This is a genomic window from Streptomyces sp. NBC_00554 (assembly GCF_041431135.1).
Classification (GTDB): domain Bacteria; phylum Actinomycetota; class Actinomycetes; order Streptomycetales; family Streptomycetaceae; genus Streptomyces.
This window is the reverse complement of sequence record NZ_CP107799.1, coordinates 2,232,200-2,250,399: the sequence shown is the minus strand read 5'-3', so window position 1 is coordinate 2,250,399 and position 18,200 is coordinate 2,232,200. Positions and strand designations below refer to the sequence as shown.

At 68.7% G+C, this 18,200-nt stretch carries 13 protein-coding genes and 1 pseudogene; 8 read left to right on the top strand and 6 right to left on the bottom strand.

The features are described 5' to 3' along the window. Positions 1 to 3: 3 nt before the first annotated feature. Positions 4 to 651: a DUF4389 domain-containing protein gene (locus tag OG266_RS09855; RefSeq protein ID WP_266473962.1), complete on the top strand. Its 648-nt coding sequence runs from the start codon at positions 4 to 6 to the stop codon at positions 649 to 651. A gap of 78 nt (positions 652 to 729) precedes the next feature. Here OG266_RS09855 and OG266_RS09850 read toward each other — a convergent pair whose 3' ends face one another. After that, positions 730 to 1,746, bottom strand: coding sequence for a DUF5954 family protein (locus tag OG266_RS09850; protein WP_371544691.1), 1,017 nt, complete (start codon positions 1,744 to 1,746; stop codon positions 730 to 732). Positions 1,747 to 1,890: 144 nt separating this feature from the next. Between OG266_RS09850 and OG266_RS09845 the strand changes: the two genes are divergently transcribed. After that, positions 1,891 to 2,520 (top strand): hypothetical protein, encoded by a 630-nt coding sequence (locus tag OG266_RS09845; RefSeq protein ID WP_371544689.1) that lies wholly within the window; start codon positions 1,891 to 1,893, stop codon positions 2,518 to 2,520. A gap of 18 nt (positions 2,521 to 2,538) precedes the next feature. Here OG266_RS09845 and OG266_RS09840 read toward each other — a convergent pair whose 3' ends face one another. Beyond that, on the bottom strand, positions 2,539 to 3,564 hold the full coding sequence (locus OG266_RS09840; RefSeq protein WP_371544686.1) for an alcohol dehydrogenase: 1,026 nt from the start codon (positions 3,562 to 3,564) through the stop codon (positions 2,539 to 2,541). Positions 3,565 to 3,758: 194 nt separating this feature from the next. Here OG266_RS09840 and OG266_RS09835 point away from each other — a divergent pair, with 194 nt between their 5' ends. Continuing rightward, on the top strand, positions 3,759 to 4,346 hold the full coding sequence (locus tag OG266_RS09835) for an SDR family NAD(P)-dependent oxidoreductase (protein WP_371544684.1): 588 nt from the start codon (positions 3,759 to 3,761) through the stop codon (positions 4,344 to 4,346). A gap of 75 nt (positions 4,347 to 4,421) precedes the next feature. Here OG266_RS09835 and OG266_RS09830 read toward each other — a convergent pair whose 3' ends face one another. Both OG266_RS09830 and OG266_RS09825 read right to left on the bottom strand, forming a co-directional pair. After that, complete coding sequence (locus OG266_RS09830) at positions 4,422 to 5,027, bottom strand: SMI1/KNR4 family protein (RefSeq protein WP_371544681.1); 606 nt, start codon at positions 5,025 to 5,027, stop codon at positions 4,422 to 4,424. A gap of 69 nt (positions 5,028 to 5,096) precedes the next feature. Next, positions 5,097 to 5,959, bottom strand: a pseudogene (locus OG266_RS09825) (IS5 family transposase). A 693-nt stretch (positions 5,960 to 6,652) separates the two neighbouring features. On the opposite strand from OG266_RS09825, the gene OG266_RS09820 reads away from it, so the two are divergent. After that, a complete protein-coding gene (locus OG266_RS09820) occupies positions 6,653 to 9,139 on the top strand; it encodes a tetratricopeptide repeat protein (RefSeq protein ID WP_371544678.1) in 2,487 nt (828 codons plus the stop codon). 188 nt (positions 9,140 to 9,327) lie between these two features. Here OG266_RS09820 and OG266_RS09815 read toward each other — a convergent pair whose 3' ends face one another. Together OG266_RS09815 and OG266_RS09810 are read right to left on the bottom strand one after the other, a co-directional pair. Further along, complete coding sequence (locus OG266_RS09815; protein WP_266475027.1) at positions 9,328 to 10,365, bottom strand: LacI family DNA-binding transcriptional regulator; 1,038 nt, start codon at positions 10,363 to 10,365, stop codon at positions 9,328 to 9,330. Between the two features lie 325 nt (positions 10,366 to 10,690). Then, entirely contained in the window at positions 10,691 to 11,890 is a 1,200-nt protein-coding gene (locus OG266_RS09810; RefSeq protein ID WP_371544676.1) for an IS110 family transposase, read from the bottom strand. Between the two features lie 227 nt (positions 11,891 to 12,117). Here OG266_RS09810 and OG266_RS09805 point away from each other — a divergent pair, with 227 nt between their 5' ends. From OG266_RS09805 to OG266_RS09790, 4 genes are all read left to right on the top strand, one after another. Then, positions 12,118 to 13,707, top strand: a complete 1,590-nt coding sequence (locus OG266_RS09805) for a glycoside hydrolase family 43 protein (RefSeq protein WP_371544673.1) — start codon at positions 12,118 to 12,120, stop codon at positions 13,705 to 13,707. 33 nt (positions 13,708 to 13,740) lie between these two features. After that, a complete protein-coding gene (locus OG266_RS09800; RefSeq protein ID WP_371544670.1) occupies positions 13,741 to 15,213 on the top strand; it encodes a glycosyl hydrolase family 28 protein in 1,473 nt (490 codons plus the stop codon). A 72-nt stretch (positions 15,214 to 15,285) separates the two neighbouring features. Then, positions 15,286 to 16,536 carry an alginate lyase family protein gene (locus OG266_RS09795; RefSeq protein ID WP_371544668.1) on the top strand — a complete coding sequence of 417 codons (1,251 nt, stop codon included), beginning with the start codon at positions 15,286 to 15,288 and terminating at the stop codon, positions 16,534 to 16,536. 79 nt (positions 16,537 to 16,615) lie between these two features. Further along, positions 16,616 to 18,196 (top strand): carboxylesterase/lipase family protein, encoded by a 1,581-nt coding sequence (locus OG266_RS09790; protein ID WP_371544665.1) that lies wholly within the window; start codon positions 16,616 to 16,618, stop codon positions 18,194 to 18,196. Positions 18,197 to 18,200: the final 4 nt, after the last annotated feature.

Genomic DNA, 18,200 nt, shown 5'->3' with positions numbered 1-18,200 from the left:
GGCATGTCCCACGTGACCACCGCGTTGAGCGACTACCCCAAGAGTCCGGTCACCTTGGAGTCGGAGTACGACCCGGCCCTGTCCCGCTGGCTCTGGCTGGTCAAATGGCTGCTCGCGATTCCGCACTACATCGCCCTCGTCCTCCTCTGGATCGCCTTCCTGGTCGTCACCGTGATCGCCTTCTTCGCGATCCTGATCACCGGCGGCTATCCGCGCGCCCTGTTCGACTTCAACGTCGGTGTGCTGCGCTGGACCTGGCGGGTGGCGTACTACGCGTACGGCTCGCTCGGCACGGACCGCTATCCGCCCTTCACGCTCGCGGACGTGCCCGACTATCCCGCCCACCTGGACGTGGTCCGCGCCGAACAGCTCTCCCGCGGCCTCGTGCTCGTCAAGTGGTGGCTCCTGGTGCTGCCGCAGCTCTTCGTGGCCGCCATTCTCGCGGGCGGCTTCCGCTTCGCGGGCGGACTGGCGGGCCTGCTGGCCCTCTACGCGGGCGTCTCACTCCTGTTCACCGGCCGCTATCCGCGCGGCATGTACGACCTCAACATCGGGCTGCACCGCTGGGTGGTCCGCGTCATGGCGTACGCGGCACTGCTGACGGACGTCTATCCGCCGTACCGGCTGGATCAGGGGCCGAGCGAACCGTGACTCGTCCAGGGCCTGTCTGACAATTCCCGAGGCAGACGGGAATTGTCAGACAGGCCCTAAGGTCCGTGTGACTCGCCGTCACTCATGGGTCAGGGCGCCGGTCTCGTCCATCGTCGGGTGGATCTTCGTGGGGCCGTACTCGTCGACGTCCGAGGGGCGCGGGGACTCCGGGCCGTCGGGGCCCGTACGGAGCATGCGTTCGACGCGGCAGATCCGGAAGACGCGGTCGTCGACGCGGAACTCGTCGGCGCGGCCGAGCGCACGGTACTCCTCGGCCGCCTTCGCGTACCTGGCCTGCTTGGCGTCGTCGAACTGGTGGAGCCGTGCCCACATCTCGGCCATGGCGTCGTAGAACATGCGCCGGGCGTCGTGCGGGGTGGCCATCAGGGCCCCGCTCGGGCGCCAGCCGTGTTCGCCGCGTTCGGCCAGGCTGAAGCCGGTGGGCAACAGGATGATGTTCGGATGGGTGGCCGCCGCCCGCCGGGAGTCCGCGCGTACGTCGGCGGGGAAGCGGGAGCCCGTGTACGCGAAGTCCCGCAGCCCCAGTTTCAGCGCACCGGCGGCCGGGCCGTCCGCGTGGTCCGGATCGAGGGCGAAACCGACGTCCGGGGACGGTGTGTCGCGCGCCTGCCGGTCCCACGGCCGCTCCACCGGCTCCGGGTCGGTGGGCCGGGGCGGCTCCAGACCGTCGTCCCCGACGCGCGCGAACTCGTCCCCGCGCACCACCCGGTAGCGCACCCCGCAGGCCTCCACCTCGTCGACCGGATCCCGCTCCAACGCAGCCACCGCCGCCAGCAGTTCCCGCCGTACCGCCGGGTCGTCGGTGTCGTCCTTCGCGGTGAACCACAGATGCGAGTTCAGCCCGTCCCGGGCCACTTGCGGCATCCCGTCCACCACCGGCTTCAGCAGGCGCCACCCCGGCCCCGCCGCCGGGTCACGCACCGCGACCCCGAACACCGGCCCGCGCAGCGCGAGATGGGGATAGCGCCGGGAGGCCTCCATCGCGTCGGCCTCCCGCACCCAGGCGGCGGGGTCGTCGCGGTGGATCAACTCCTCATGGAGGGCCTGGATCTGTCGCTGCCAGTCGTCGGACATGCACGCATTGTTGCGGGGTCGGTGTGCGTGCCGGGGCCGAACCGACCCAACAAACGGTGTTGTTGGCCGCGTTCACACGCGAAGCGCTTGGACTGCCTCTCTCTATGCGAGGCATGTGGAACACCTGTGCGGCAGGATGGGCGCATGATCCGTTCCGTGCCCGCCCGTGCCGTACGCGCGCTGCCGTTGCTGCTCCTGCCCATGCTGCTCGCCGCGTGCGGTGACGAGAAGGCCGGGGCAGCCGCCGACCCGGCCGAACTCAGCGCCCGTGCCCGGGCGTTGGGCGTCGCCCCGGAGCTCGTCTACGTCATCGAGGCGCCCGGCTTCACCGTCGCCCAGCAGTCGGTCGGCGTGTACGGGAACGACGGCTTCTCCAGCGCGTACTGGTCGCAGAAGACCGGTGCCCAGATCCACCTGTACGTGGACCGGGGCACGGTGACCGCCGACAGCTGCCCGAAGCAGCCGGTCGGTGAGGCGTCCGGCGAGACCGTCACCTGCACGCGCGACGGCAAGGCCTGGTACCGCAGTTCCGGCGGGCAGCACGACTACTTGGTGCCGGGCGACGGGCACGTGATCCGCGTCGTCGGCGACACGGCCACGGTGAAGCGCGACATCCTGCACGAGGCCGCCCTCGGAGCCCACCGCCCCGACGCCGCCGAACTCACCGCCCTCCTGCCGTCCGCACCGGCGGCCGCCACCGAACCGGTGGAGCGCGGCGACCTGCCGCCGGTCGGGGACGGGGCGCCCAACAACGAGGTGGGGACCAGCGGTTGAGCGGCGTCCCCGCGCAGGTCAGCCTGCGGTCAGCACCATGCGGAAGCGAGCGGAGCCGTCGAGCATCTTCCGGTAGGCCGCGTCGGTCTCACTCAGCGGCATCGTCTCGACGATGGGACGGATACCGTGCAGGGCGCTGAACGCCATGGTGTCCTGCACGTCCTGAGCGGTACCGGACGGGTGCCCTCGAAGGATCCGGCCCCGCAGGATGAGCTGAAGCGGGCTGATGCCGAGGGTGTCGGGCGAAACCCCGATGACAATGAGTTCACCACGGTGCGTCAGGCCCTCGACGGTTGCCGCGATGGCCTCGGAGCTGCCGGCGGTGGCCAGTACGGTCTTCGCGCCTCCCAGCGACTGCAGGGCCTCCGCGACTGAGGTCACGCCCGTGCTGTCGATGTAGTGATGGGCCCCGAGGTTCTTGGCGGTGTCGGCCTTCTCGGACCCGCGGGCGATCGCCACGGTTTCGAAACCCATGGCCACTGCATACTGCACACCCAGGTGGCCGAGCCCACCGATGCCCAGGACCGCCACCAGATCTCCGGGACGGGCGGAGCTCCGTCGCAGCCCGTTGTAGGTCGTGACTCCCGCGCAGGACATGGGGCCCGCGTCGGTCGCCGAAAGGGCCTCGGGAATCCGCGCCAGGGCGTCAATCGGCGCGATCATGCTTTCCGCGTAGCCCCCGTCGTATGCCCAGCCGGGAATCTTGAGGTTGTCGCAGACTATGAAGTCGCCCTGCCTGCAAGGGATGCAGTGTCCGCAACTTCCTCCGAACCACCCCACGGTCACGCGGTCCCCCACGTTCCAATTGTTGCTCTCGGCTCCTTCGCCGAGTTCTTCGATACGCCCGGCGATCTCATGGCCCGGAACCAGCGGGAACCGCACCCCGGGCAAACCGCCGCTCACGAACACATCGTCGCTGTGGCAGATCCCGCACGCCTCGACGGCCACTCGCACATGCCTTGGACCTGGGTGTTGCACCTCGCGCTCGACTATCTCGAAACGCCCGTTCGGGGTGATGACCTGCGCCGCTCGATAAGTGGTCATACGTGTCTCCGTATTCCGGAGTAGACGATACGAGAGCACATCCATCCCACCACTGCCTGGTCGCCCGGGCAACAGATCCCGGGTGGTGGTGGACAGCCGTGCGAGGTAGGTTCGGAAAGGTTGGAAAAATCGCGTGGAGCATCGCGGACAGAGTGGTCCGCAGCCTTTCGTACGCCCTGCGGGAAAGGTTTCCCATGAAGATCGACGGGTCCGTTGCATTCGTCACGGGCGCCAATCGAGGGCTCGGAGAGCAATTCGTCAAGGCCCTTTTCGAGGCTGGAGCGGCCAAGGTCTACGCGGGAGCCCGCGACCCCGCAAAGGTCACGGTGCCGGGAGCCGTCCCGGTGGCCGTCGACATCACGGACCACGAGTCGGTCCGGGCGGCCAGCAGGGCTTTCGCCCCCGTACTCGGACGCAATGGCGGCGGCGCCCTGGTCAACGTTCTCTCCGTGCTGTCATGGGTGTCGATCCCCGTCAGTGCCGGATATGCCGCAGCCAAGTCCGCCGAATGGTCGGTGACCAACGCCCTGCGGGTCGCCCTCGCGGAACAGGGCACGCAGGTCACCGCACTGCATGTCGGCTACCTGGCGACCGAAATGGCTGCGATGGTGAGCGGTCCGAAGGCAGATCCAGGCGATGTCGCCCGGGCGGCGCTCGCCGGTGTCGAGGCCGGACTCCACGAGGTGCTCGCCGACGAGGTCAGCAAGCAGGTTCAGGCCGCGCTGCCCGGGGGGCCGGGCGAGCTGTATCCACAACTGTACGGTGGGCAATCGCTGGTCTGACTCACCGGGAGGAGGCTCAGAGGTCCCGCGCCGTCGCCTAGAACCTGTCTCTTTGATCGAAGGTGTTGCTGTCTTTCAGTCGAACATGTCCGCGTAGGGGTTTGGTTCGCCGGTCATGGGGTCCAGGCCCGCGTGGAACCGGCGTTCCTGCTCCTCGTGGTGGACGAAGACGCCCACTCGTCCCCACAACGAGAGGTCACTAAGGGGGCACTCGTCGAATTCGGCGGTCATGAGCCGCCGGAGGAACTCGGCCATGCCGCAGTCGAACAGGGCCCAGTGGGGATTGCTGTGCCTCCTCCAGACGATCACAGGCCATTGGTCCGGGTTCGGTCCGGCCATCAGCCAGCCCAGTTCGTTTGCGTTGCATCCGCTGCCCCAGGGCAGGACTTGGTCAGCACCCAGTTGAATCCCAGGTACGCCGCCCTCCACGGCCCACAGTTCGCGGAACTCCGCTGTGTGACCAGTGATCGATGCCTGCCAGCCGCTCTCGGTCGGCAGAGGCGGGAGAACGATCAGGTCATCGATGCTGCCGCCACCGTAGCCAGCCATGAAGTCGCGATAGTCGGCAGGCAGTGAAGTGCTCAGGTGGGCTTCGACTGCCGTCCAGTCCACTTGCTCGTCCGCACCCCATTCGTTGTGCAGGATCCGCTGCAGCGCCTCGACATCGGTTCGGCTCGCCACCTGTCCTCCTGGTTACTCGTTCTGGTGCACGATATCCGGGCGAACGCCAGCAAGTGCGTTCAGCAGCAGTCAGCGCCTTGCGAAATTTAGGATGGTTGCGAGGTGGAATGCGGCCTGGTAGGCAATGGCTAGTTTGTCGGTGCGCAGGGCCAACCCGCGTCACTGCTTGAGCCTGTTGATGCACCGCTCAACCGCGTTGCGCTGCTTGTATGCCTCGGTGTCGAAGGTCGGCGGGCGACCTCCGGCGCGACCTCGCCGCAAACGGTGACTGACCTGGTCGGACGGCTGCGGAGTGACGGCTCGGATCCCGCGCCGACGGGGACGCCCACGGATGGCGTGGGACGAATACGCGCGATCCGCCAGGACGGCCTCCGGCCGGGTCCTTGGTCTTCCCGGCCCGCTTCGCGGAACACGGATGCTTGCCATGACAGCCTCAAAGCCTGGTGCGTCACCCGTCTGACCTGGGGATACGCGGAGGGCCAGGGGTCGCGCTTGGCTGTCGCTGGCAAGATGGACTTTTGTGCTCAGGCCGCCGCGGGAGCGTCCGAGCCCGTGATCGTCTGGTTCGGAACGGCCAGGAGCCCCCTTTTCCGAGCCCCGGCGGCATGCTGGTGGGACCGGCAGACGGTGGAGTCCACTGACACAGTCCAGCCGATGTCGTCGCCGGCGTCAGCCGCTGCCAGGACCGCAGCAAATATCCGATCCCAAGCGCCTCCACGGCCCACCTGATCAGCCGTTTGTGGGCGGTCTAGAACGAGCCGAGCTTGTCCGGCAGGTCCCGCCAGGGCGAACAGGTGCGGGCGGTACTTCCACGCGATGGCTTCCAGAGTGCGCCGGTGGTAAGCCCACCGCCTCCCACGGACCGGATTAGCCGGCATCAACGGCTCGATCCCGTCCCACATCGCATCAGTGATCACCAAACGGACAGGCACATCCGATCAACTGACCGGCCCATCAAAGAGACACGCTCTAGTTGCCGCCGTCGGATCATCGGAGGCAATGATGAGCGGAAGCGAGCTGAGCCAACACCAGCCGGGTGCTCTTCCCTCAGACGTACGTTATCAAGGTCGTTCGCGGCCTGGTCTGGTGACAGAGAACCCGCCGACTACGGAGGACCATCGCCTACGAACGACGTATCCCGTCTCCGGTCCTTGCTGGAGACATTGCGTGCGAACAGGGTTTGTTACAGAGTGTGTTGACAGTGTGCGTCGGGGGCGGGGTATGCAGGCTCAAACTGTGATGCGGTGGCTTGTGACAGTAGCTGGTTCGGTCGTGGCGTTTTTCGTTGTTGCGGTTCCCTGGGCTGTGCTTTCTGACGGGGGCGATGATCCATGGGATGTGATCGGTCCGGTGGCGGGTGTGACCTCGGCGGGTGTCCTCGCCGCGCTGGGCTGGTGGGCATCCCAAGCCGGCACTTCTCCGGCGAGCGGTTCCGTGACACGCCGTCGGGTGCGCCAGGCGGCGCGTGGGCGGGGACGCATCACGCAGACGGGCGGTGACCACGGTGCGGGGGCCCGGTCGAGGCGTGGTCCGGTGTGGGAGGACGTGCGACAGAAGGCGCGCGGTGACGGTAACGGCGATGTCGACCAAGTGGGCGGCAGCCGAGCTTGAGACGAGGACTGGCCATGGTGGAGCGACCTGGACGGCGCCGTACGCAGCAGGGCGTGCGGGCGCAGGGGGACGTCACCCAGGTTGCAGGGGATCTGCATATCCAGATGCCGTCCATGCCAGGGCCTAAGGCTGGGCAGGAGGTGGAGTGGCCGGTGTGGGTGGGAAGGGTCCCGCGGCTGGCCGCGGCCTTCCAGTCACGCGCCGCAACCCGTGAAGCGGTCGACGATGCCCGCGCCGACGGGAGCGGCGTGATCCTTTCTCAGGTTCTGGCGGGTGATGGTGGGGTGGGGAAGAGCCAGCTCGCGGCCTCTCTCGCACGGGAACTTCGCGACCGGGAAGACTCTGGCGGGGACGGTCTGGATCTGCTGGTCTGGGTGAACGCGACCGAACCCGACCAGATCATCGCCGCCTACGCGAAGGCTGCTGAGCAACTGGGACTTCAGAGCGGCGTCTTGGAAGACAACGCGGCCGCGGCGGATGCGTTCCTGGCCTGGCTGGCGGTCACCGAGCGGCGGTGGCTGGTCGTGCTGGACGACATCACAGATCCGGAAGCGGTCGATGCGTGGTGGCCGGACGGCGGTCACCGCAACGGCTGGGTCCTGGCCACCACTAGGCGCCACGACGCCCTACTCAGCGGCCAGGGCCGCAAACTGATCCATCTGGACCTCTATACCCCGGAGGAGGCCCGTGCTTACCTCCGCCGACGCCTCACCGACGCGGGCCACCCTCACCTCTACGACACCGACGATGCCGAGCAGCTCGCCATGGAGCTCGGCTATCTCCCGCTGGCCCTCGGCCACGCCGCTGCCTACACCATCAACAAACGGTGCACGACCGGCGACTACCTGACGCTCTGCCGCGACACTGGAAGCACGTTGAGCGACCTGCTGCCAGAAAACGCCGACACCGAAGGTTACGGCCGCCCGGTCACAACTGCGCTCCTCCTCTCCCTCCCTGCTGTCGAGGACGCCGACAGCACCCGTCTCGCCCGGCCGCTGCTGGAGTTCATCTCCCTCATGGACCCGATCGGTCATCCTGCCGCCCTGTGGACCACAGCCCCCGCACTGCAGCACCTGCGCAACGCACGACCTGGCCGTCGCCGCTGGCTGCGCCGCCATCAGCCAGCGGTCACCGAGGCAGAGGTTCGTGCCGCACTCGAATGCCTCCGCAATTACGCACTCATCGCCCAGGACACTGACACGGCCCCCATCCGGATGCACGCGCTGACTGCCCGTGCCCTACGTGAGACCCCCCAGCCTCAGCCGCTGCCCGCGACCGCCCGCGCCGCGGCAGAGGCGATCATGAGTCTCTGGCCCGCCCTTGACCACCACGACAGGGAATTGTCGGCAGCCCTGCGCGCCAACAGCGTGCAACTCGACATGCACACGCGCCCAGCCTTGTGGCAGCCCACAACCCACGCGTGCATCTACAAGGTCAGCGCCAGCCTGAGAGCAGCTGGCCTCTACAACGAGGCGCTGGAGTACGACCTGACAACCGTTCAGCGCAGCGTCGAAATCCTCGGCCCGGACCACACCGCTACCCTCACGGCCCGCAACAGCCTCGCCACCTCCTACAGCGATGCCGGGCGCAACCAAGAGGCCCTCGAACTCGCCGAGCAGGTCCTGATCGACCGCGAGCGCAGCCTCGGCCCCGACCACCCTGCTGCTCTCTCCGCTCGCAGTAACGTCGCGATGTTCTACCGCGAGGCCGGGCACCCTCAGAAAGCCCTCGAACTCGCCGAGCAGGTCCTAGCCGACTATGAGCGCAGCCTCGGTCCCGACCACTTCGGTACGGTCTCTGCGCGCCACAATCTAGCCGTGGTCTACCGCGCCACCGGGCGCACTCAGGAAGCCTTCGACCTGTGCGAACAGGTTCTAGCCGGCTACGAGCGCAACCTTGGCCCCGACCACCCCGCCGTCCTTACCGCCCGCAACAATCTCACCAACTACTACAACGATGTCGGGCGCACCCAAGAAGCTCTCCAACTCGCCAAGCAGGTCCTGACCGACCATGAGCGCGTCCTTGGCCCCGACCACCCTTTCACCCTCAGAACTCGCAACACCCTTGTCATCCGCTACAACGATGTCGGGCGCACCCAAGAAGCTCTCCAACTCGCCAAGCAAGCCCTGACCGCCTGCGAACGCGTCCTCGGCCCCGATCACCCCTACACCCTCGAAGCCGGCCGGAACCTCGCCACCTCCTACAACAACGCCGGGCGCACCCAAGAAGCTCTCCAACTCGCCAAGCAGGTTCTGACCGCCTGCGAACGCATCCTCGGCACCGACCACCCCGACACCCTCGAAGCCGGCCGGAACCTCGCCACCTCCTACAACGATGTCGGGCGCACCCAAGAAGCTCTCCAACTCGCCAAGCAGGTTCTGACCGCCTGCGAACGCGTCCTCGGCCCCGACCACCCCGACACCCGCAAAGCCCGCAAAGTCCGCAACAACGTCAGCAATCAATCTCAAGACATCCAAGCTGGACAACAGCCTTCGCCATGATCCGATCCGTGTCCAACGCCGTGCGGGCCGGCGGTCAGGTGATGGCCTGTCCGCTGTAGTCGTAAGCGGATCCGCAGTCCTCCACTAGGAGATACGCGATGGTGCTGGCGGTGACGGTCCAATGTGGCCTACGAGGACCCGGACTCCTGCGCGCACCTGCTCGGCGGCGTCATCAGGGCAGCTGCCGTTCAGGCCACCGGCCCGGGACCCGTGCTCGACCGCTCCACCAGCCGCGTCGATAGCTCCGTGCGGGTGCCCTCCGGCTGGTCGCCCGCCATCAGTCGGACCAGGAGGCGCAGTGCCGTCGCGGCCATCTCGGAGAGTGGTTGGCGCACGGTGGTGAGTGCGGGGGTGGCCCAGCGGGACTCGGGGAGGTCGTCGAAGCCGACCACGCTGAAGTCGTCCGGGACGCTCAACTTCCGCTCGGCCAGGGCCTGGTAGGCGCCGAGGGCCATCTTGTCGGAGCAGACGAACGCGGCGGTGGGCGGTTCGGGGAGGTCGAGGAGCTCCAGCATGCGGCAGTGGGCGACGGTTTCGTCGAAGCTGCCGTAACGGATGTATTCGGGGCGGTGGCGGATCCCGGCCGACGCGAGGGCGGAGCGATAGCCGGCGATGCGGTCGCTGCTGCAGATCTTGCGGCGGTAGCCACCGATGACGGCGATGCGCTCATGGCCGAGGGAGAGGAGATGCTCCGTCGCCAGCAGGCCGCCCTGCCAGTTCGCCGCACCCACCGACACGACCCCCGGCGGCGGTTCGTGGACCGGGTCGATCATCACGAAGGGAATGCGGTGCTGGTCGAGCCAGGCGTACTGCGACGGAGTCAGCTCGGCCAGGTTGAACAACACCCCTGAGGAGCCCCGGGTGGTGAGCTTGTCCAGCCAGCCGCGCTCGGGGCGCCCGCCCCTGGTCCGGGTCAGCCCGGCCGAGACCACCACCTCAAGGCCCGCGTCGTGCGCCGCCCCCTCCACGCCGTGCAGCACCGCGCCCGACCAGGAGCTTTCGAGGGAGTGCACCACCAGGTCGACCAGACCCGGTGCCTTCGACGCCTCGAAGCGGGGTCTGCGGACGTAGCCGAGGCGGTCGAGGGCCTCCGTCACCCGGCGGCGTGTCTCCGGCGCCACGTCCTCCCGGCCGTTGACCACCTTCGACGCCGTCGGCACGGACACCCCCGCCTCCCGGGCGACGACCGCCAGCGTCGGCCCGCTCACGCTTCCCGTACGGACCATGGAGTCCACCCCTCCGGCCCGCCCGAGGGCCGCCGCTCCGGCCCCGAGGGGCATCGAAAGTTTCGAATACGGCTGCTCACGCGACCGAAACATTGACCGCGTAGCAACCGCTTTCTACATTAGGCCCGCCTCAACACGGCGTGAAGAAGCGGGGATTCACGGAATTCCCCGAACATTGAAACTTTCGAAATGCCGAACACGCGGGCTGGGCATGCGGGCCGAACGCGCGTGCCCAATCGCGGAATGGCCGAACGCCGAAACAGAGGGGTGAGGGCGTGAAGTACCGAACCAGCCAAGGGACACGGGTGGCTGCCTAATGCTGTTGTCAAGCGATGAGACGGAGCGGTGGCCGGGCCTGGTAGGGGTGGCGGTCGCGCAGGATCGCGTAGAGGACGTTGACCTTGCGGCGGGCCAGGGCGATCAGGGCCTGGTGGTGCCGTTTGCCCTCGGCTCGTTTGCGGTCGTAGAAGGCCCGCGAGGCGGGGTCACGCTGGATGGAGCAGAACGCGGCCTGGTAGAAGACCCGTTTGAGGGCCTTGTCGCCGCCGGTCGCGCTGCGCGAGTAGCGGATTCTGCCGGACTGGGTGAGGACCGGGGCCACGCCGGCCGCGGCGGCGAGTGCGTCGCCGCTGTCGAAGCGGTGTATGTCGCCGACGCAGGCGATCAGTTCGGCGGTCAGGGTGGCCCCCATCCCGGGCAGGCTCTGGATGAGGGCTCCGTCAGGGTGGCCGGCCACCAGGCGCGCGATCTCGGCGTCCAGGGTTTTCAGCCGGTCTTTTCCGGCGAGGAGTTCGGCGGCCAGTTCGCGGATGAGCGTCGCGGTGCGACGCTCGCCGGGCAGGCTGGTGTGCTGGGCGCGGGCAGCGGCATGGGCGGCGTCGGCCAGGCTGGTCAGAGCCGGTTGCCTGACGCCGCGTTTGCGCAGGTAGTCGGCGATGCGGGTGGGCCCGGCCCGGCGGATTTCAGCCGGAGTGACGTAGTGGCCGAGCAGGATCAGCCCGCTGCGGGTGGTGGCATCGATGACGCGTTCCAGGCCGGGGTGGATGCCGGTGAGGAGGTCCCGCATCCGCGCGGTGCGGGCGGTGGCCTCCTTGACCAGGGCGGTGCGGTGGCCGGCCAGCAGCCGCAGTTCCGCCGCCCGGTCGTCGGGCAGCTCGATGCGGCGCAGGTCGGTGCGGAACATGACCTGCTCGGCGATGACTTTGGCGTCGCGGGGGTCGGAATTGTTCTGTCCGCCGCGGGTGGCCTGGCGGGCCCGGTTGACGGCCAGGCCCGGCACGTGGACGCAGGGGAAGCCGTCGATCAGCAGCGTGGCGGTGAGCAGGGCGGCGATGCCGCCGATGATGTCCAGCCCGACCGTGATGTTGTCGTGTTCGGCGGCGAGGGCCCTGAGTTCGCCAAGGGCCTCCTCGATGGCGTCGGGGTCGTTGCCGACCCGGTGGCTGAGCAGCAGATGGCCGCGGTCGTCGATGACGGCGAGCCAGTGGAAGTCCTTGGCGATGTCGAATCCGGCGCTTGCGCTCATGGCGGTGTTCCCCTCGCTGACGGGCGTGCGGCGCGACTCCTTCCGCCCGTCCTCGCCCTACCAAGCGATGGTCCGCAGAGCCTAATCAGCAGTTCGGAAGAAGTGGCGGAGCAGGGGGATCAGCCACCCGAGCCATGGACGGCAGCCAGCATGAAAACCATCCCTGCCCCGCTCGCGCCATCCCAGAGTCGCGAACTCACGGGACGCACTCAAGAAGGTAGGGCCGCATGACCGCGGCCCACATCCGCAACCCCGTGCTGCCGGGCTTCCACCCGGATCCGAGCATCGTGCGCGTCGGCGCGGAGTACTTCCTCGCCACCTCCACCTTCGAATGGTTCCCGGGCGTGCCCGTGCACCGCTCGACCGATCTCGCCCACTGGGAACCGGCCGGTCACATCCTGGACCGCGCCGACCTGCTCGACCTGCGCGGAGTCGCCGACTCGGCCGGAGTGTGGGCGCCCTCGCTGTCGTACCACGACGGCAGGTTCTGGCTGGTCTACAGCATCGTGCGCACGATCGGGCACCCCTACAAGGACGTCGACAACTACCTGATCACCGCCCCCGCGATCGAAGGCCCGTGGTCGGAGCCGGTCTTCCTCAACTCCTCCGGTTTCGACCCGTCCTTCTTCCACGACGAGGACGGCCGCAGCTGGCTGCTCAACATCCAGTGGGACCCGCGCGACGGACATCCCTCCTTCGCCGGGATCCTGCTCCAGGAGTACGACGCCGGGAAGCAGGCCCTGATCGGGCAGCCCCGCACGATCCTTACGCAGGAGGAGCTGATCGAGGGCCCCAACGTCTACCGGCGCGAGGGCTGGTACTACCTGATGCTCGCGGAGGGCGGCACGGGCTGGAACCACGGCATCGTGATGGCGCGCTCGCGCGAGCTGGCAGGGCCGTACGAACTCGACCCGGGCGGCTCGCTGTTGACCACCCGCGACGCCCCCGAGTGGCCGTTGCAGAAAGCGGGGCACGGCGAACTCGTCCAGACCCCGCAGGGGGAGTGGTACCTCGCCCACCTGGCCTCACGCCCCGTACGGACCGACGACGGGCCGCGCTGCGTCCTGGGCCGGGAGGCCTGCCTCCAGCGGGTGGCCTGGACGCAGGAGGGGTGGCTGCGGCTGGCGGACGGGGGGCGGAGGCCGAGTGTGGAGGTTCCGGCGCCCCCAGGGGTGGAGCCGGGGGCCGCCGAGCCGGCCGCCGTACGCGACGAGTTCAACGGGCCCGTACTGGACGGGGGTTGGAGCACGTTGCGAGTGCCCGCCGCCCCGGACTGGCTCACGCTCGCCGAGCGGCCGGGGTACCTGCGGCTGCGCGGCAGACAGAGCCTGCACTCGCGCTTCGACCAGAGTCTGGTCGCACGGCCGCTCACCTCGGTGCGCTGCGAGGCGACGACGGTCGTCGACTTCCGTCCCGCGCACTTCAGCCAACTCGCGGGCCTGGTCTGCTGGTACGACACCTCCACCCACTACTACCTGCGCCTTACGCACGTCGAGGGCGTGGGCCGGACGCTGGGCGTGGTCCTCACCGACGACGGCACCTACCGCGAGCTTCCGGGCAGTGAACTCTCCACGGACGACTGGCCGTTGGTGCATCTCCGGGCCCGCTTCGACGGCGCGGACCTCCGCTTCTCCGCCTCGCCCGACGGGACGGACTGGCAGCAGGTGGGCCCGGCCCTGGACGCGAGCAAGCTCTCCGACGACTACGGGAGCCGGCTGCGTTTCACCGGAGCGTTCGTCGGGGTCTGCGTCCAGGACCTGGGCGGGACCCGGGTCTCCGCGGACTTCGACTGGTTCGAACTGCGCGATCAGCTGTAGCGGTTCCCAGGAGCCCTGGAATTGAGGATGTCCATGTCTCGTCGTACGACCCTTCAGGCCGCCGGTGCCACCGACACGACCGCCCAGGCGGCCGAAGCCGAAGGCACCCCCGGGCTCGTGACCTACCCCGTCCCCGACGGCGCCCCGACCAACGCGAGCTACACGGTCAAGGTCCGTACACCCGGCGGCAGTTGGCAGCGGCTCGGCACCTACCTGGCCACCCTCAACCTCATCAGCACCGCCACCGGCGCCGGGCAGATCCAGAACTCCTCCCTCGCGTTCTTCGACTTCGCGGACACCGTCGAGGTCGAGGTCACCTACGTGAAGGGCGGCGTGCGGAAGGCCCGGATCCGTCCCGACTCCTACGGCATCGAGCCCGAACTGAGCGCCGACACCGTGCGGTTCGAGCTCACCGAGCCGCGCAACCTCGTCGTCCAGGTCAACGACGAGGTCTTCGACGCGCTGCACCTGTTCGCCCGCCCCCTGGAGACCGACCGCCCCGCGCCCGACGACCCGGACGTCCTCTACTTCGGCCCCGGCCTGCACACCACCGAAGGCGGCGTCGTGACCGTCCCCTCGGGCAGGACCGTCTACCTCGACGGCGGCGCGGTGCTCAAGTCCCGCGTGTACTTCAAGGACGTGGAGAACGCGGGGCTCGCCGGGCGCGGAGTGATCTGGGCGTCACCCGGCGGCGGCTGCACCGTCGAGGGCTCGCGGAACATATCCATCGGCACGGTGACGATGCTCAACCCCGACGGCTACGCGGTCACGGTCGCCGAGTCCGAGAGCGTCACCATCACAGGCCTCGGCTCCTTCAGCTCCAAGGCCTGGGGCGACGGCATCGACATCTTCTCCAGCAGCGACGTCACCATCGACGGCGTCTTCATGCGCAATGCCGACGACTGCATCGCCATCTACACCCACCGCTGGGAGTACTACGGCGACACCCGAGACATCACGGTCAGGAACTCCACCCTCTGGGCGGACGTCGCGCACCCCATCAACGTCGGCACCCACGGCAACACCGACGCCCCCGAGGTCCTGGAGAACCTGACCTTCCAGAACATCGACGTCTGCGACCACCGCGAACCGCAGATCCTCTACCAGGGCGTCCTCGCCCTCAACCCCGGTGACGGCAACCTCATCAGGAACGTCCGCGTCGACGGCATGCGCGTGGAGGACTTCCGCGAGGGCCAACTCGTCAACATGCGGATCATGTTCAACGAGAAGTACAACACCTCGGCGGGCCGCGGCATCGACGGCGTCCACATCAAGGACCTCAGCTACACCGGCACCCACGCCGGCACCGCGCTGCTGATCGGCTACGACCAGGACCACCTGATCCAGAACATCACCTTCGAGAACCTCGTCGTCAACGGCACGGTGATCGCCGACTCGATGAGCAAGCCGAGCTGGTTCGTCACCTCGGACTACGTGCCGATGTACGCCAACGAGCACGTGAAGGCCCTCAAGTTCATCACGAGCGCCGAAGCGGCGACTCGGTGAATCCGAGTTCCGACCCCCCTAGGAGACCCATCCCCAAGTAGATCCACCCCACTGGATTGGAGACACACAGCCATGAGCCGCACAGTCCTGAGCCGCACCAACCCCCACGAGCAAGGCCCGTCAAGAGAGTTGAGCCGTCGCGGTCTGCTGAAGACGGCGGGTGGTCTCACGGCCGCCCTCGCCGTCGGCGCCTCGGCAGGCACCGCCGCACAGGCCGCACCCGCGACCTTCACCCACCCCGGAATGCTGCACGCCTCCGGAGAACTCAACCGTGCCAAGGTGCGGGTCGCCGCGGGCGACGACCCGTGGCTCTCCGGCTGGAACCGCCTCACCGCCAACGGCCACTCGGCGAGCACCTGGAACCCCAACCCGCGGGCCACGATCATCCGCGGCGGCACCGGCGAGAACTACGGCATCCTCTACAACGACATCCACGCCGCCTACCAGAACGCCCTGCGCTGGAAGATCGCGGGGACGACCGCGAACGGCGACGCGGCCGTCAGGATCCTCAACGCCTGGTCGGCCACACTCACCACCGTCACAGGCAACGCGGACCGCTTCCTGGCCGCCGGGATCTACGGCTACCAGTTCGCCAACGCCGCCGAACTCATGCGCGGCTACAGCGGATTCGACCTCGCGCGGTTCAAGACGATGATGGTCAACGTCTTCTACCCGCTCAGCAACCAGTTCCTCACCGGGCACAACGACGCCTGCATCACCAACTACTGGGCCAACTGGGACCTGTGCAACATGAACTCGATCCTGGCCATCGGCATCCTCTGCGACGACGCGGCCAAGTACGACCAGGCGGTCAACTACTTCAAGACCGGCGCGGGCAACGGCTCCATCACCCACGCCGTCCCCTTCCTGTACGACAGCCAGGGCCTCGCGCAGTGGCAGGAGTCGGGCCGCGACCAGGGGCACACCATGATGGGCATGGGGCAGATGGGCGCCTTCTGCGAGATGGCCTGGTCCCAGGGCGAGGACCTGTACGGCTACGACAGCAACCGGTTCATGAAGGCCGCCCAGTACGTCGCCAAGTACAACCTCGGACAGGACGTGCCCTTCACGACGTACACCTGGGGCACGGGCCAGAGCTGCGCCCAGCAGTCGCACACCGCGATCTCCTCCGGGAGCCGCGGTCAGGTACGGCCGGTCTGGGACATCCTCTACTACCACTACGCCCGCCGGCGCGGGCTGTCCGTCCCGTACATCCAGGCCATGGCCGAGAGCGTCCGGCCCGAGGGCGGCGGCGGTGACTACGGCACGACCAGCGGAGGCTTCGACCAGCTCGGCTTCGGCACGGTGATGTACGCCAAATAGGGACGTCCGCGGGAATACCGGAAGGTGATGTGATGATCTGAGGTCAATGGTTCGCGGGCGGCGAGGAGCTGGTGGGCGTATGACGGCAGCGGCGGCAGAGTCGACGGATCCCGTGGTCAGGACGCCACACGGGGACGTACGAGGCAGATACGAGCACGGGATCGCCGTCTTCCGCGGCATCCCGTACGCGGCTCCGCCGTTCGGCCCGCTCCGCTTCAGGCCACCGGTGCCGCCCGAGCCCTGGGACGGTGTGCGGGACGCGGGTGCCTTCGGGCCCACGCCGCCCAAGCCGCCGTACTCCGAGGCGTTCGCGCGGCTCCTCGCCGACCCCGTCGTGCCGGGCGACGACTGTCTCAACCTGAACGTGTGGACGCCGGAGCCGGGCCCCGGCGCCAAGCTCCCCGTCATGGTGTGGATCCACGGCGGGGCGCTGACCCGCGGCTCCTCGGCGGTGCCCGTCTACGACGGACGCAACTTCGCCCGCGACGGCGTCGTCCTCGTCTCGGTCAACTACCGCCTGGGAGTGGAGGGTTACGGGCTCTTCCCGGACGCGCCCGCCAACCCGGGGCTCCGCGACCAGCTCGCCGCCCTGGAATGGGTGCGCGAGTCGATTGCGGAGTTCGGCGGCGACCCCGACCGGGTGACCGTCTTCGGCGAGTCGGCCGGAGCCATCAGCATCGGGGCGCTGCTGGCCAGCCCGCGCGCCGAGGGGCTCTTCCACCGGGCCGTCCTGCAGAGCGGGGCGCCCGAGGCGAGCGACCGCGACAAGGTGCGCCGGATGGTGCGCAGGATGGCCGCCCGGCTGAAGATCCCCGCGACGGCGGAGGCGTTCGCCGCCGTCGACCGCGACCTGCTGCTGCGCACCCAGGCCGACGTGGGCAAGCTCAGCAGCCCCGTCGTCGGCGGGCCCGCGTTCGGCATCGTCGTCGACGGCGACCTCGTCCCGCGTGATCCGCTGGAGGCACTGGTCGAGGGCGGCGCCGCGCCCGGCGTCGGCCTGCTCCTCGGCTGGACCAGCGAGGAGTACCGGCTGTGGCTGGTGCCGGGCGGCCTCCTGGAGCGCGTCGACCGGCTGGGCCCGGTCGCCCTGGCCGGCGCGATGGCCCGCTGCCACTGCAGCCACGAGGTGCCCCGCGGCTACCGCGCGATCCATCCGGACGCGGGCACCGCCGACCTGGTCGGCCAGCTGGTCACCGACCATCTCCTGCGCGTACCGCTGCACCGCCTCGCGGACTCCCGGACCTCCGAACTCCCCGCGTACGTATACGAGTTCGCCTGGCCATCGAACGTGCCCGACCTCGGCGCCTGTCACGCCCTGGAGCTCGGCTTCGTCTTCGACACCCCCGACGTACCGGAGTCTGCGCAGCTCGCGGGTCCGGGTGCACCGCAGGAACTCGCCGACCAGATGCACGCGGCGTGGGTGCGGTTCGCGGTCGAAGGCGATCCGGGCTGGGCCGCCTGGGACGCCAAGCACCCGGTCCGGGTCTTCGGCGCCGGAGACCCGCACACCGTCCTCGGGCCGCGCGACCGCGAACTCGCGCTGTGGGACGCCGAGACCGAGTCTCATCCGGCAACGCGCGTACGGGAGTTGACGTCGCGTGCACCCGGCCGGGGCGTCGGACGCGTTCGGACACTCCGCGTGCCCTGGCCGCCCGAGTAGGCTG

Excerpts from the sequence above, each read along its gene's own strand:
- OG266_RS09855 (WP_266473962.1), top strand. The coding sequence starts at position 4 with ATGTCCCACGTGACCACCGCGTTGAGCGACTACCCCAAGAGTCCGGTC.
- OG266_RS09850 (WP_371544691.1), bottom strand. The coding sequence starts at position 1,746 with ATGTCCGACGACTGGCAGCGACAGATCCAGGCCCTCCATGAGGAGTTG.
- OG266_RS09845 (WP_371544689.1), top strand. The coding sequence starts at position 1,891 with ATGATCCGTTCCGTGCCCGCCCGTGCCGTACGCGCGCTGCCGTTGCTG.
- OG266_RS09840 (WP_371544686.1), bottom strand. The coding sequence starts at position 3,564 with ATGACCACTTATCGAGCGGCGCAGGTCATCACCCCGAACGGGCGTTTC.
- OG266_RS09835 (WP_371544684.1), top strand. The coding sequence starts at position 3,759 with ATGAAGATCGACGGGTCCGTTGCATTCGTCACGGGCGCCAATCGAGGG.
- OG266_RS09820 (WP_371544678.1), top strand. The coding sequence starts at position 6,653 with ATGGTGGAGCGACCTGGACGGCGCCGTACGCAGCAGGGCGTGCGGGCG.
- OG266_RS09815 (WP_266475027.1), bottom strand. The coding sequence starts at position 10,365 with ATGGTCCGTACGGGAAGCGTGAGCGGGCCGACGCTGGCGGTCGTCGCC.
- OG266_RS09810 (WP_371544676.1), bottom strand. The coding sequence starts at position 11,890 with ATGAGCGCAAGCGCCGGATTCGACATCGCCAAGGACTTCCACTGGCTC.
- OG266_RS09805 (WP_371544673.1), top strand. The coding sequence starts at position 12,118 with ATGACCGCGGCCCACATCCGCAACCCCGTGCTGCCGGGCTTCCACCCG.
- OG266_RS09800 (WP_371544670.1), top strand. The coding sequence starts at position 13,741 with ATGTCTCGTCGTACGACCCTTCAGGCCGCCGGTGCCACCGACACGACC.
- OG266_RS09795 (WP_371544668.1), top strand. The coding sequence starts at position 15,286 with ATGAGCCGCACAGTCCTGAGCCGCACCAACCCCCACGAGCAAGGCCCG.
- OG266_RS09790 (WP_371544665.1), top strand. The coding sequence starts at position 16,616 with ATGACGGCAGCGGCGGCAGAGTCGACGGATCCCGTGGTCAGGACGCCA.